The following is a 12,981-nucleotide window of genomic DNA, read 5'->3' on the forward strand; positions in this document are numbered from 1 at the left end:
CCCGGACGGTAAAACCTAGAGGGTACTCCGCAGGATGCTCCAGAGGTCCTGCTGTCGCTTCTGCAGCACCGCGACGGGCGAGGCGACGCTGTACTCGCCGTCGCCGTTCCGCTCGGCGATGCCCTCGCTCTCGAAGTCCTCGAGCGTCGACCGGACGGTGCTCTCCGGCAGGACCGTCCGGCCCGCGATCCGTTCGGGCGTCCCCGAACCGAGCGTCTGGACGGTCAGGTACACCGAGACCCGCTGTGGCGACTCCAGCACCTCCACGAGCAGGTCGTTGACGAGGTTGCTGCCGGTGTCCTTGGTCGTCGGCTCCGAGCGGACCATCTCCTCTTCGGTCAGCGGTTCGGCGGCCTCGAGGCGCTCCTCGATGGTCTCGACGGCGGTCGTCCGGTCCTTGCCCTCGCGCTCGCGGTCGAGCAGCCGCTTCAGGGACTCGGGTTCGGTCACGTCGGCGACGAGTTCGCGGAGCTCGGCGACGGTGTAGTCGGCGGGGTCGACGTCGACCAGGTCCTCCGTCCGTATCTCGTCGTCGGTGGTGAAACTGACGTCGCCGTACCCCTCGACGCGGAGGCCCAGTTCGAGTTCGTGGACGCCCGCGCGGAGCCGCTCGCGGTCGAGGACGACCCGGACCGTCTCCGCGAGGTCCAGTTCCAGGGGGTGTTCCGGCGTTATCTCCTCGGCGGTGTAGCGCTCGTCCTCCGAGAGTTCGAGCGTGATGTCCTCGGCGTCGACGGCCTCCCCGTCTATCTTCGCCATCGTGACCCCCTCGAACTCGGCCTCGATGAGCCGGTTCTTCAGCTCGAACTCGACGCCGCGCTCGGTGTTCTCAAGGCTCTCCCAGGTGAAGAGTCGCTCGAGGTACTGCTCTATCATGGGCGGGGCAACGCCGGCCCCACACTTTGGTCTGTCGTCAACGCGACAGGCCACGTTAGGCGTTTACTGCGCCCTCGCGGGGGTCTCGGGAAGGCGGCTCCGATACGAAGCCGACGGACGACCTCGCCCGCCGAGCGACCGCGAGCGATTCGTTCCCACGGTACCGACACGACTTTGCCCGGGCCAGTCGAACCGCCGGCAAATGCTATCGAGGCAGTTCGTCAGGGAGAACCCCGACGAGGTACGGCGCGCCCTCGACACGAAGGGCGTCGATGTCGACCTCGATCGGATTCTCGAGATCGACGCGGAGTGGCGTGAACTGAAAGCCGAGGGGGACGATCTCCGCCACCGGCGCAACGAGGTCTCCAGCGAGATCGGCGAACTCAAGCGCGAGGGCAAAGAGGAGGCGGCCGAGGCAGCCATCGAGCGTTCCCAGGAGCTGAAGGAGGACCTCGAGGCCGTCGAGGAACGGGCCGACGAACTCGAGGCGGAACTGGAGCGGGCGCTGCTGGAGTTGCCGAACGTGCCCCACCCCGAGGCACCGGTCGGCGACGACGAGTCCGACAACGTCGAGGCCGAGCGGTGGGGCTTCGAGGACCGTCGGGCGTTGCCCGACGACGTCGTCCCCCACTACGACCTCGGCGAGGAACTGGACGTACTGGACTTCGAGCGCGGCGCGAAGGTCTCCGGCGGCGGCTTCTACTTTGCGAAGGGCGAGGGCGCCCGCCTCGAGCACGCGCTGGTGCAGTTCATGCTGGAGTTGCACCGCACCGAACACGACTACACCGACGTCTTCCCGCCCATCCCGGTCAACTCGGCGTCGATGCGGGGCACCGGCCAGTTCCCGAAGTTCGTCGAGGACGCCTACCGCCTCGGCGGCGACAACGACGACCCCTACGACGACGACGACCTCTGGCTGCTGCCGACGGCGGAGGTGCCGGTCACGAACATGTACCGCGACGAGATCCTGCTCGACGACGACCTGCCCATCAAGCACCAGGCCTACACCCCGAACTTCCGGCGGGAGGCCGGCGAGCACGGCACCGAGACCCGCGGCATCGTCCGGGTCCACCAGTTCAACAAGGTCGAGTTGGTCAACTTCGTCCGTCCCGAGGACAGCTACGACCGCCTCGAGGAACTCCTCGACGAGGCGACGGCGGTGCTGGAACGGCTCGGACTCCCGTATCGCGTGCTGGAGATGTGCACGGGCGACATGGGATTCACCCAGGCGAAGAAGTACGACGTCGAGGTGTGGGCGCCGGCCGACGACATGGATGACGGTCCCGAGGCCGGCGGCCGGTGGCTCGAGGTTTCGTCGGTGTCGAACTTCGAGGAGTTCCAGGCACGGCGTGCGGGCATCCAGTACCGGCCGGAACAGCACGAGTCCGCGGAGTACCTCCACACCCTGAACGGGTCGGGCGTGGCGGTTCCCCGCGTCGTCGTCGCCATCATGGAGTACTACCAGAACGACGACGGCACGGTCGAGGTGCCGGAACCGCTGCGCCCCTACATGGGCGGGACGGAACGAATCGAGGGCCAGGACGCGGTCGGCGAGTCCGCCGTCGGCGACGAGTGATACCCGCGCTCACCCGTTGTGGACGTCCGTGTAGGTCCGAATCCTGCGGATGCCGCGGTCGCCGACCGCGAAGGTGTCCACGAAGCCGAACCACTCGGTGCCGTCGGCCCGGACGAGCCGACCCTCGACGGCGGCGCCGTCCCCGTTCTCGTAGACGGTCTCGACGACGTGTTCGGTGTCGGTCTCCGGGCGACCCGACCGCATGAACGCGACGAACTCCTCGCGCCCCTCGATGGTCCTGTCGGGACGCTCGTGGACGAACCCGCCGGCGAGGACGTCCGACAGCGCCGCGTAATCCCCGTCGTCTATCGCGCGGTAGTACTCCCGGGCTGCCTCGACGCCGTCCATACCGGACCGAGGACCCCCGTCCCGAAATAGCCGGCGGCGGAGACGGCGAGTGACTTTTGCCCGCCGTCGCCCAAGGACGGGCGTGGAACTGCACGTCCGCTACGAGGGGGACGACGACCCCGAGAAGTGTTCGGCGCGGAAACTCGCCCGGTTCGACCTGGCGGAACTGCACCGCTCGGTCCGGGCGACGCCGCCGGGACTCGTCCTGGACCCCCACGCCGACGTGGCGCTGTCGCCGGCAGACGAGCCCCCGGACGACCGGCTGGTGGCGCTGGACTGCTCGTGGGAGACCGCCGACGCCGAGGCGTTCCGGCTCGACGGCCCGCACCGCGCGCTGCCCTTCCTCGTGGCCGCCAACCCGGTCAGCTACGGGACGCCGTTCCGACTCAACACCGTCGAGGCTTTCGCCGGCGCGCTGTGTATCCTCGGCCACCGCGAGCACGCCGAGGAGATACTCGGCAAGTTCAGGTGGGGCCACACGTTCCTCGAGTTGAACGAGGAGCCCCTCCGTCGGTACGCCGACTGTGCCGACTCCGGGGCGGTCGTCGCGGTGCAGTCGGAGTACCTCGACGCCGACTGAGGTCGCCGATCTCGACGACCGCCGTTCCGCTGTGGTCGACGACAACGGTCGTCGCGGGATGTTGTGCCTACGACCAACGGTAGCCGACGGGGTCTGCGGGCGGCCGGAGCGGGCTGGTCGGAAGGTCGCCCTCCAGCGTCGCCGCGTTGTAGGCGCCCGGGGCGACGTCGTTGGGTGCGTCGGGGTAGAACAGCGACGCCAGGGCCTGTATCTGCCCGCGCCCGACGCCGAGTTCGAACTGGCCGCCGCCGTACATCCGGACGTCGTTTTCCTCGCAGTACTCGACGGTCTCCAGCAGCGACCGGACCGTCCCGAACCGGGAGGGTTTGATGTTGAGCCAGTCGGGTTCGAACGGCAGCGCCTCGACGCTGTCGAGTCCCGTTATGGGGGCGTCCCAGGCGACCCGGTCGCGGACCGACTCGACGACCGGCCGGGTCCCGTCGGTCAGTGCCGGGTCCTCGACGATCGCGTCGGGGAACGCCTCGACGAGCCGGCGGTACAGCGCGGGGTCGGTCGGGCCGTCGACGTCGGTCCCCTCGTAGTGGCCCTTCATGTCGAGCACGCGGACGCCGCCGCGGTCGGCGACCGCCTCGACGAAGGCCTCGTCCCACGCCTCGGTCGGGTCGAGTTTGAACTCCGCGTCGGGGTGGACGGCGCGGATCTCGTCGAGTCGGGCCGGCGACTCCAGGCGCGTGCTGACGACGAACCGGACGGGGTCCCACGAGCGCCCCAGCGCGCTCCCGAGGTCGGTGTCGGCCTGCCGGAGCGCGAGGTCCAGCGCGGCGCTCTCGAGGGCCCACCGCCGGTAGTGGCGGTCGCTCTCGTTGGTCGCGGGCGCCGGGAAGAGTTCGACGCCGTCGAGGTACTCGGAGAAGGACGCGAGCGTGTACTCGCCCGCGAGGTCTAGGCCACCGTCGCCGTAGGCGCGCTGGAACCGCCGCTGGTCGTCGGCGTCGTACCCCACGTCCTCGCCGCGGCCGACGGCGCCGTCGCCGGACAGCACCACGGTCGTCGAGACCCGCGTGAAGTCACTCGAGGTCTCCAGCGAGGCCGACTCCAGGGCGTAGTCGTCGACGACGAGCGAGAGATCGGCCAGTCGGTCGTACATACGGGGACGTGGCGCCCCCGATCAATAAGACGGACGGTCGGGTCTCGGCCGACGGGGACGGATCTCGGGCCGAGCCACGTCGTCGGGCAGACCTCGGGCCGAGCGCCGTCGGAGCGAACGGTTAGGTTTATCCGACGGCATCGCCTCCCGTCGCGTATGGCTAGCTTCGACGAGGCCGAAAAGCGGACCCTCGAGAAGATGATCTGCATGCGCTGTAACGCCCGGAACCCCAAGCGAGCCGACAGCTGTCGGAAGTGCGGCTACAAGAACCTCCGGCCGAAGGCCAAAGAGCGCCGCGCGGCCTGACCCGACTCGTTTCTCGCCGACGCCGCCCGCGAGCGGCCGCGCCGCCTACTCGTCGGGGTACTTCGGTTCCCGCTTTTCGGCCCGTCCGAGCGCCGTCTCGACGACGTCGCGGACGTCGCCGTGGAACTCGTCACCGTGACCGGCGTACATGTGCTCGACGCCGTCGGGCATCCGTTCCAGCAGCGTCTCGATGCTCTCGATGAGCGTCTCGCGGGACTGTCCGGCCATGTCGGTCCGGCCGAAACTCCCGTAGTCGAAGGCGCCGTCGTCGTGGACGACCACGTCGCCGCTGAACAGCGTCGTGGCGGAGACGAACGAGACGTGGTCGTCGGCGTGGCCCGGCGTGTGGACGACGTCGAAGGCCTCGTCGCCGGCGAACACCTGGTCGCCGTCCACCAGTTCGTGCGTCCGTCGGGGATGGTCGCCGTAGGCGTACAGCGGCGCGTCGAAGGCGTCCAGCACCGCGTCGAGTCGGGCGACGTGGTCGCCGTGCTGGTGGGTCAACAGCACGGCGTCGAGACCGGCGGTGTGGTTCCGGACGACGTCGACCACCCCCTCCATCGCGCCCGCGTCGATCAGCACTGTGCGGTCGCCCTCCACGAGGTAGGCGTTGCAGGTGAACGACTCCGCACCGCTGGTCACGTTCGTGACGTGCATGCCTGCTCGTTGGCGGCCACCGCCTTCACCCTGACGCCCGGGGGCGCTGGAGGCGGAGCCTGACGGTTGTTCCATCCTCACGATCGTCGAACCGGAGGCGCCCGCCCACCCCCTCGACGACCCAGCGGGCGACCCACAGCCCCAGGCCCATGCTGTGGTCCAACTGGGTTATCTCCCGCTCGCCGCTCAGAATCCGTCGTTCGCGCTCCGGGATGCCCGGGCCGTCGTCGCTCACGACGACGTCGACCCACCGGTCGCCGTGCGGTTCGACCGTCGCCTCCACCGCCGGTGTCCCGTCGTGGTGTTCGAAGGCGTTCTCGACGACGGCGTCGACGGCCCGTTCGAGCAACCGGTCGGCCAGCGCCATCGGGGCGTCGTCGGGCGCCGAGAACTCGACCGTCGCCGCCGGGTGTTCCTCGCGGTACCGGGCGAGTACGGTCCCCGCGACGGCGGCCGGGTCGACGGCGGACTTCACGCGGTGCTCCTCGTCGAAGGCCTCCTCGATGTGCTGTGCCTGCTCGCCCAGCGCCGCGATACTCTCGGCGCGGCCGCGGAGTCCCTCGACGTAGCGTTCCGTCTCGGGCGCCTCGGCCACCTCCTCGAGCAGGTCGATGTACCCCGTCATCGCGGTTATTTCGTTGCGGAGGTTGTGACGGAGGACCCGATGGAGGACTCGGAGGCGGCGTTGCTGGCGCTTGCGGCGGGTAACGTCGGTGTAGATGCCGAACCCTCGCCTCGCGTCGCCGGCCGTCGGATAGCGGAGCCACCTGAACAGGAACGTCCGGCGCCCCCGGTCGGTCAGCCGTTCGACCTCGTTGATGCTGTGGCCGGCGGTCGCCGCCCGCCTGTCGATGCGGCTGGCCTCCTCGGCGTACTCCTCGGGGACGAGGAGGGCGTTGACCGATTCGCCGCGAACGTCGGCGGCGTCGTATCCGAATATCTCCTCGAAGGCGTCGTTCACCGACCGAACGACCGGCTGGCCGTCGACGAACTCGGCGTCGACGACCGCGTCCGGGAGCCCGTCGAACAGCCGAGCGAACTGCCGGTGGTCGCCACTACCACCCGCGTCCGGCGGTCCACCGGGGTCGGTCGTCGCCGCACATCGGCCGCCCTCGACCCCACTGCCGGAAGCGACCGCGGCCTCGACGACCCGGTCGGCGACCGTCTCGCCGTCCAGCGCCGCGGGCGTGACGTACTCGGCCGCGCCGGCCCGGGTCGCCTCGGCGGCCCGACTCGCCACCCCTTCCGGGTCGAGGACGACCACGGGGACCCCCGACTGGACGCCCGAGGCGACGGCCTCCAGGGGCGCGTCGTGGACATCCCACTCGACGAGAAGGCACTCGAGGTCGGCGTCGGCGACCCGACGGTCGACCGCCCGCGGGACGCAACGCTCGTCGGCCGCGAGGCCGTCGACCGCACCCCCGCCGTAGTGGCCGACACGAAGCCGCCGCTGGAGCGTGGAACGGGTGGCACGTTCCGGTGCCATCTACCGACATGTCGGACGAGTTAATGTAAATGTCTGGTGGCCGCAGGTGGGCCGGCGTGGCGTTTAACTCGGAGCAGTCGTTACGAACAGACGAGTATGGGATTCGGGAGCTACGACGAATCCGAACAGGACAACCAGGAGCTCGACACCGACCTCGAAGAGGGCGACGGTTCGACGCTCGCGGCCCACGACGGCGACGTCGAGTTCGAGTACGACGACGCTTCCAGCGAGGACCTGCTCGAGACGTTCGAGGAAATCCAGGAGCAGTGAAGCCCGGCCGCCGCGCCCTCGGGGTGGCGGAATCGTATCGCGGGACCGACGACGGGACGACGACGAGCACGCTCGCGGGCGCGGTCGTCCGCGTCGACCGGACGGTCGACGACTTCGTCTTCGGGGAGTGTACGGTCGGCGGTACCGACGCGACCGACGCCGTCGTCGATTGCTGGCGGCGCCTCGACCGCGAGGACGTCGCCTACCTGTTTCTGTCCGGCGTCGCCCCCGCCTGGTACAACGTCGTCGACGTCGAACGACTCGCGGAGGCGGTCGAGCGGCCGGTCGTCGCCGTCTCCGACGGGGAGAGCGAGGGGCTGTCCGAGGCGATTCGTGCGGCCTTCGACTCGCCGGAACGGGAGGCCAGACTCGAAACCTACGAGCGGTTGCCCGACCGCCGTCGCCTCCCCGGGACGGACCGCTTCGTCCGGAGCGTCGGCGTCGACGACGACGAGGCCGACCGCGCCGTCGCCGCCTTCACCCACGAGCACCGCCCCGAACCGCTCCGGGTGGCGAAACTGGCCGCCCGACGGGTCGACGCCTTCCGGCGGGGTTAACTCCCCGCGACCCGACCGACGCCCATGAGCGACGACATCGACGTCCGGGCGTGTACGCGGTGTCCGGCGCTGTGTGACTCCCGGAGCCGCATCGTCAACGGCGTCGGCCCGACCGACGCCGACCTCTGTTTCGTCGGCGAGGCCCCCGGCGAGAACGAGGACAGCGAGGGCGAACCGTTCGTCGGCCGCTCCGGTGACGTCCTCGACGACGCGCTCCGGGACCGGGGGCTCTCGCGGCGCGACGTCCGCATCACGAACTGCGTGCGCTGCCGGCCGCCCGACAACCGCGACCCCACGACCGAGGAACTCGACAACTGCCGGGCGTACCTCGAGGCCGAACTCGACGGCGTCGACCCCGAGGTGGTCGTCGCACTGGGGAAGGTCCCCGCCGAGCACCTCCTGGGACGGTCCGTGGCGGTGACCGAGGAGGCCGGGACGCTCCACGACGCCAGAATCGCCGGACAGTCGCGGCGCGTGCTGGTCTGTGTCCACCCGGCGGCGACGCTGTACGACCCGGGACAGCGGGAGACGTTCGCGGCGGCGCTGGACGAGGCCGTCGCGTTTGTCGACGAGGAAGGCGGTGGGCAGTCGCGACTCGGGGAGTTCTGAGGAGCTACTCCTCCTTCTCGTCGCGGTCTTCCTCGCGGTCCGTCTCGCCCCTGTTGACGCCGAGCCAGCGCTCGACGTCGCCGAGGCTCCTGACGACGTCGAGGAAGCCGCGGCCCTCGTGTTCGCCCGGCCGCAGGCGGGCCCGGAGCCGCGATGACAGCAGTTCGACGGAGACGACCATGATGAAGACCATCACGATACCGGCCGCCATCGCCTGCGTGTCGAGGGTCTGCTTGCTGTCGATGTAGAATCCGACGCCGCCGGCGCCGACGATACCGAGACCGATGGCGATTCGGACGTTGATCTCCAGGATGTACAGCGTCCAGGCGATGAACGACCGGGAGACCTGGCTCAACATCCCGAAGGAGATGACCTGCGGCCGGCTGGCACCCGTCGACCGGATGGCCTCGATGGGCCCCTCGTCGATCTCCTCCAGCTCGTCGGTGAACAGCCGTCCGAGGTTCCCGATGGTGTCGGTCGCGATTGCCAGCACCGCACCGCTCGGGTTGATCCCGACGAGCGGCGCGTAGATGAACACCCACACGAGCGCCGGGATCGACCGGATGCCGCTCATCGTGCCGCGGAAGACGAAGTTGAACGGGAACGGCGTGACCCGTTCGCTACCCAGGACGCCGAACATCAGCGCGAGCGGGAACCCGATGACGGTTCCGAGGAAGCCCAGCAACAGCGTCACGAACGAACTCCGGACGAGCGTCAGCTCCCGCGAGGCGAAGGTGTCGACGAACGCCTCCGGGAAGTTCCGGAAGCTCTCGATGACGGCCTGGAAGCCCCGAATCTCCTCGTTTTTGCTGTAGATCGTGAAGTCGACGAAGTCGATCGGGAAGAACTTCGAGACGAAACTCGTCCCCGAGGTCAGTTGGATGATCAACGACGTCACCTCGAACCGGATGAACAGAAGACCCAGAACCGTCGCCGCGACGATGACCACGAAGAACAGCACGGCCGCGATGCTGCGGAGGAACCTCGCCCGCGAGATCGCCGCGAGCTTCTCGTCGACCCGGGAGGAACTCATGCGCTCTCCCCCTCGTGCGTCGGCGTCTCCGGGTCACCCTCCTCCGCGGCAGCCGGGTCGTCCCGTTCGGGTCCGTCTCCCCCGGCACCGTAGTAGATGTCGTCGACGACCTCCATCGTCAGGTCGTCGCCGTCGCCGTCGAAGATGACCTCGCCGTCCCGGATGCCGACGAACCGATCGCCGAACTCCCTGGCGATGTTGACCTGATGCAGGCTGGTCACGGTGGTGAGGTTCCGTTCCTCGGCGGCCTGCTTCAGGTAACCCATGACGTCGCGGGCCGCCTTGGGGTCCAGACTCGAGACGGGCTCGTCGGCCAACAGCAGGTCCGGGTTCTGGACGAGGGCACGGGCGATACCGACTCGCTGCTTCTGTCCACCGCTCATCGAACCGGCCCGCTGTGTCGCCTCGTCGAACAGTCCCACCGTATCGAGCGCCTCGAGTGCAGCTCGTTTCGAGGCCCGGTCGTAGAGCGTGAAGATGCTGCGGAGGATCCCCGTGCGGCCAAGGGCACCGGTCAGGGTGTTTCGGTAGGCCGACATGCTCTCGATGAGGTAGTGCATCTGGAACACCATCCCGACCGTCTCGCCGGATCGGTCCAGCGGATCGGTACCCATGATCTCCACCGACCCCTCCGTCGGCGGCGTCAGGCCGTTGAGAATGCGCAACAGCGTGGACTTGCCGGCACCGGACGGTCCCAGCAGGACGACGAACTCGCCCTCCTCGATGGACAGCGAGATCTCCTCTAGTGCGACCGTGTCCTCACCGTACACCTTCCGCACGCTCGACAGTTCGACGGCGTTGTCGTACTCGGGTTCATCTACCATACCAAGAATCACTCAATAACGTAACTCGTTTGCCGCTCAGGAGTCGTCGCCGGACTCGAAGATTTCGGCTCCGACGCCGAGTTCGGTTGCGACGTCGATGACGCTCTGGTACTTGTCGACGCCCGCCTCTCGGACATCGTTGAACCAGAGGTCGTCGTCGGTGCCCTCTTCACCGTCCTGGCCGTAGTAGATGCTGTCGGGCGCGTCGATGAACGCCTGCTGGAGTGCGTCCTTGCGGTCGTCGGACAGTTCCGGGCTGACGACGATTGGCGCCCGGGGCAGCCCCGTCGACTCCTGGAGGGTGCGGGCGGTACTCTCGAACTCGTCGGGGGTCGGACCGGTACTGGTGTCGCGGACGAACCCACCCATGCCGGCGGCGTCGACCTGCCCATCGGCCAGCTGTTCGTACGAACTGACGTGCCCACCGGCGAACACGGCATCGAAGGCGGCCTGGGAGCCGTTGCCTTCGGGCAGGTTGCCGATGTTCACGCCGGCCTGACTGATGTTGTACAGCGGGTACAGCGCGCCGCTGGTCGACAGCGGGTCGGAGAACGCCACCGACTTGCCCTCCAGGTCGGACACCTCCTCGATGTCGCTGTCGTTCGGAACCGCGATGATGCTCTTGTACGTCCAGGTACCGTAGCCCTTCCGCTGGAGGATGACCTCGGCATCACCCTCGTTGACGCCCAGGGCGGCGGCGAACGGACCCGTCTCGGCGATGTCGGTCGTGCCCGAACCAAGCGCCTCGATGACGGAGGCGTAGTTGTTCGCGATGTTCATTTTCGTGGTCCGGTCGAACTCGTTGCTGATGTACTCCCGGATCGGCCCGTACTGCGGCTGGAGGTCCTCCGTCGGCACGCTCGGCGAGATGTTCATGTCGATCTCGCCGTCGTTGAACGGCTGGGAACCGCCGATGCCCAGACAGCCGGTCAGTGCCCCTATACTCCCCACCGCGCCAGCGGTCTTGAGAAAGTCACGACGTCGTGTCATACGTCCCTCTGGACCCACTCGACAGGGCCATCTAAAACTTTCCAATCGGCGATATATAGCGGTCCGTTCCACAATAGAGCGATTCGGACCGATCGGCGAAGTTCGGGGCGTTGCCGGCGCTGTTGGCCGCCCACAGGGACCGCCGATCCGAGGTATTACCGGTATCGAAAGGACAGGCGGAATCGACGGGACCGTCTCGTCGCCTCGCCACCGGCGTCGCTTCCGCTCCCCATCCAACCGATCTCGGTACCGAAAACGACTCGGTGGGGTACACCCAACCGCCAGTGTGAGCTCTGGAACTTCGCCGGTCGCGGTCAGCGTCGTCGACTACGGGCTGGGAAACCTCCGCAGCGTCACGCGCGGCCTCGAGCGGGCCGGCGCCGAGGTGACGCTGACGGACGACCCCGCCGACCTCGACACCGCCGACGGCATCGTCCTGCCGGGCGTCGGCGCCTTCAGCGAGGGCATGGACAACGCCGGCCCGTTCCGGTCGGCACTGACCGACGCCGCCGCCGAGGGGCGGCCGCTTTTCGGCATCTGTCTCGGCATGCAGATGCTTCTGACCTCCAGCGAGGAGGCCGACCACGTCGGCCAGGGCGACGTCGAGGGGCTGGACCTCGTCCCCGGCCGCAACGTCAGGTTCGACGTCGGGCAGACGGTCCCGCACATGGGCTGGAACGAACTGCACGTCGAGCGCGAGCACCCCATCGTCGACGGGATAGACGGCGGGACATCGGAGACGTCCCGGGCAAACGAAGCCGGCGGCTCCGTGGACGGCGAGTACGCCTACTTCGTCCACTCCTACTACGCCCGTCCGGACGACGAGAGCGCGGTCGTTGCGACGACCGACTACGGCGTCGACTTCCCCTCCATCGTCGCCAGCGAGGCGGGCAACGTCTTCGGCACGCAGTTCCACCCCGAGAAGTCCGGCGAGACCGGACTGAAAATCCTGCGGAACTTCGTCGACTACTGCCGGCGATAGCCCGCGACGGGCCGGTCAGGGACAGCCGTAGGTACCGGTACTGTCGGGCGGGGACTCGATTTCGATCTCCGCGAGCACCGTCGAGCTGTCGGTCCCGTTCGGCGCGTAGACCACGCGGTAAATCTCGCCCTCGGTGACCGCGTTCAGCGCGCAGTCACTGTCCTTCCCGTCGATGTGGACGTACTCGCCGGGTTCGATGGTGTCGCCGCCGGTCCAGACGTCCTTCCACAGCACCTCGTTGCCGTTCGAGTCACGGATGTACACCTCGTCGCCGTCCAGCACGTCTCCGCTCTCGTGAGTGATGTTCACGTAGGCGACGCCGCCGTTGGCGGCGCCGGAGGGGGCGTAGGTCGTCGAGACGCTGGCGTACTCGGTCGGCGCGCCGAGTTCGCCGCCGAACCCCAGCGCCATCGTTCCGACGAGGGCAGCCAGGAGAGTCGTGATGGCGACGAGGAGAACCACGCCGATGACCGGCGACACCCCCCGTTCGTTCGTGGACACGGATCGATCCTCCAACGTCCGTACGTTACGTCCCTACACGGTAAACGGCCGCGAGCGTTTTCTCGTCGTGAAAACCGCGACCGAAATGCACCTTCTCCAGTATCGACGACCAGCGCTACCGCAGCGTCGCCACTGACAGCGATACGACCCCTCGGCGACGGCGTCGTGACCGCTCTCGCCCCGACGTGGCTACTCCGATGGCGACTCGACTCGCTCGTCCGCGTCGTCCTCGGGCACCCCGGCCCCGTCCGGCGGGTCGGCCAGTTCCCAGTGAACGA

The 12,981-nt window shown here is 68.5% G+C and carries 16 protein-coding genes; 7 read left to right on the forward strand and 9 right to left on the reverse strand.

The window, feature by feature from the left end; all coding sequences use genetic code 11:
- Positions 1-15: 15 nt before the first annotated feature.
- Positions 16-876: a hypothetical protein gene (locus NLF94_RS02925; RefSeq protein WP_254839962.1), complete on the reverse strand. Its 861-nt coding sequence runs from the start codon at positions 874-876 to the stop codon at positions 16-18.
- A 202-nt stretch (positions 877-1,078) separates the two neighbouring features.
- Between NLF94_RS02925 and serS the strand changes: the two genes are divergently transcribed.
- On the forward strand, positions 1,079-2,452 hold the full coding sequence (gene serS / locus NLF94_RS02930; protein WP_254839963.1) for a serine--tRNA ligase: 1,374 nt from the start codon (positions 1,079-1,081) through the stop codon (positions 2,450-2,452).
- A gap of 9 nt (positions 2,453-2,461) precedes the next feature.
- On the opposite strand, the gene NLF94_RS02935 is transcribed toward serS, so the two are convergent.
- Entirely contained in the window at positions 2,462-2,800 is a 339-nt protein-coding gene (locus NLF94_RS02935; protein WP_254839964.1) for a nuclear transport factor 2 family protein, read from the reverse strand.
- A gap of 82 nt (positions 2,801-2,882) precedes the next feature.
- Between NLF94_RS02935 and NLF94_RS02940 the strand changes: the two genes are divergently transcribed.
- Positions 2,883-3,380, forward strand: coding sequence for a DUF367 family protein (locus NLF94_RS02940; protein ID WP_254839965.1), 498 nt, complete (start codon positions 2,883-2,885; stop codon positions 3,378-3,380).
- 67 nt (positions 3,381-3,447) lie between these two features.
- On the opposite strand, the gene NLF94_RS02945 is transcribed toward NLF94_RS02940, so the two are convergent.
- A complete protein-coding gene (locus tag NLF94_RS02945; protein ID WP_254839966.1) occupies positions 3,448-4,488 on the reverse strand; it encodes an enolase-like domain-containing protein in 1,041 nt (346 codons plus the stop codon).
- Between the two features lie 156 nt (positions 4,489-4,644).
- On the opposite strand from NLF94_RS02945, the gene NLF94_RS02950 reads away from it, so the two are divergent.
- Positions 4,645-4,794, forward strand: a complete 150-nt coding sequence (locus NLF94_RS02950; protein ID WP_254839967.1) for a 50S ribosomal protein L40e — start codon at positions 4,645-4,647, stop codon at positions 4,792-4,794.
- Between the two features lie 45 nt (positions 4,795-4,839).
- On the opposite strand, the gene NLF94_RS02955 is transcribed toward NLF94_RS02950, so the two are convergent.
- Both NLF94_RS02955 and NLF94_RS02960 read right to left on the reverse strand, forming a co-directional pair.
- Positions 4,840-5,451: an MBL fold metallo-hydrolase gene (locus NLF94_RS02955; protein ID WP_254839968.1), complete on the reverse strand. Its 612-nt coding sequence runs from the start codon at positions 5,449-5,451 to the stop codon at positions 4,840-4,842.
- Between the two features lie 25 nt (positions 5,452-5,476).
- Positions 5,477-6,937, reverse strand: a complete 1,461-nt coding sequence (locus NLF94_RS02960; RefSeq protein ID WP_254839969.1) for a sensor histidine kinase — start codon at positions 6,935-6,937, stop codon at positions 5,477-5,479.
- A gap of 96 nt (positions 6,938-7,033) precedes the next feature.
- Between NLF94_RS02960 and NLF94_RS02965 the strand changes: the two genes are divergently transcribed.
- From NLF94_RS02965 to NLF94_RS02975, 3 genes are read left to right on the forward strand one after another with little or no spacing between them, the layout of a single operon-like run.
- Positions 7,034-7,207, forward strand: coding sequence for a DUF5786 family protein (locus NLF94_RS02965; RefSeq protein ID WP_254839970.1), 174 nt, complete (start codon positions 7,034-7,036; stop codon positions 7,205-7,207).
- On the forward strand, positions 7,204-7,764 hold the full coding sequence (locus NLF94_RS02970) for an endonuclease dU (protein ID WP_254839971.1): 561 nt from the start codon (positions 7,204-7,206) through the stop codon (positions 7,762-7,764). Before NLF94_RS02965 ends, NLF94_RS02970 begins: the two co-directional genes overlap by 4 nt.
- Before the next feature lie 24 nt (positions 7,765-7,788).
- Positions 7,789-8,373: a uracil-DNA glycosylase gene (locus tag NLF94_RS02975; protein ID WP_254839972.1), complete on the forward strand. Its 585-nt coding sequence runs from the start codon at positions 7,789-7,791 to the stop codon at positions 8,371-8,373.
- 4 nt (positions 8,374-8,377) lie between these two features.
- On the opposite strand, the gene NLF94_RS02980 is transcribed toward NLF94_RS02975, so the two are convergent.
- From NLF94_RS02980 to phnD, 3 genes are read right to left on the reverse strand one after another with little or no spacing between them, the layout of a single operon-like run.
- On the reverse strand, positions 8,378-9,406 hold the full coding sequence (locus NLF94_RS02980; RefSeq protein WP_254839973.1) for a PhnE/PtxC family ABC transporter permease: 1,029 nt from the start codon (positions 9,404-9,406) through the stop codon (positions 8,378-8,380).
- Positions 9,403-10,230 (reverse strand): phosphonate ABC transporter ATP-binding protein, encoded by an 828-nt coding sequence (locus NLF94_RS02985; protein WP_254839974.1) that lies wholly within the window; start codon positions 10,228-10,230, stop codon positions 9,403-9,405. The genes NLF94_RS02980 and NLF94_RS02985 overlap by 4 nt, the downstream gene beginning before the upstream one ends.
- A 36-nt stretch (positions 10,231-10,266) precedes the next feature.
- Complete coding sequence (gene phnD, locus NLF94_RS02990; protein ID WP_254839975.1) at positions 10,267-11,220, reverse strand: phosphate/phosphite/phosphonate ABC transporter substrate-binding protein; 954 nt, start codon at positions 11,218-11,220, stop codon at positions 10,267-10,269.
- A gap of 286 nt (positions 11,221-11,506) precedes the next feature.
- Between phnD and hisH the strand changes: the two genes are divergently transcribed.
- The gene (gene hisH / locus NLF94_RS02995; protein WP_254839976.1) at positions 11,507-12,202 is read left to right on the forward strand and encodes an imidazole glycerol phosphate synthase subunit HisH; all 696 of its coding nucleotides are present in this window, start codon (positions 11,507-11,509) and stop codon (positions 12,200-12,202) included.
- A gap of 15 nt (positions 12,203-12,217) precedes the next feature.
- On the opposite strand, the gene NLF94_RS03000 is transcribed toward hisH, so the two are convergent.
- On the reverse strand, positions 12,218-12,703 hold the full coding sequence (locus NLF94_RS03000; protein ID WP_254839977.1) for a type IV pilin domain-containing protein: 486 nt from the start codon (positions 12,701-12,703) through the stop codon (positions 12,218-12,220).
- Positions 12,704-12,981 lie beyond the last annotated feature (278 nt).

It is taken from the genome of Natronomonas marina (genome assembly GCF_024298905.1).
GTDB lineage: Archaea > Halobacteriota > Halobacteria > Halobacteriales > Haloarculaceae > Natronomonas > Natronomonas marina.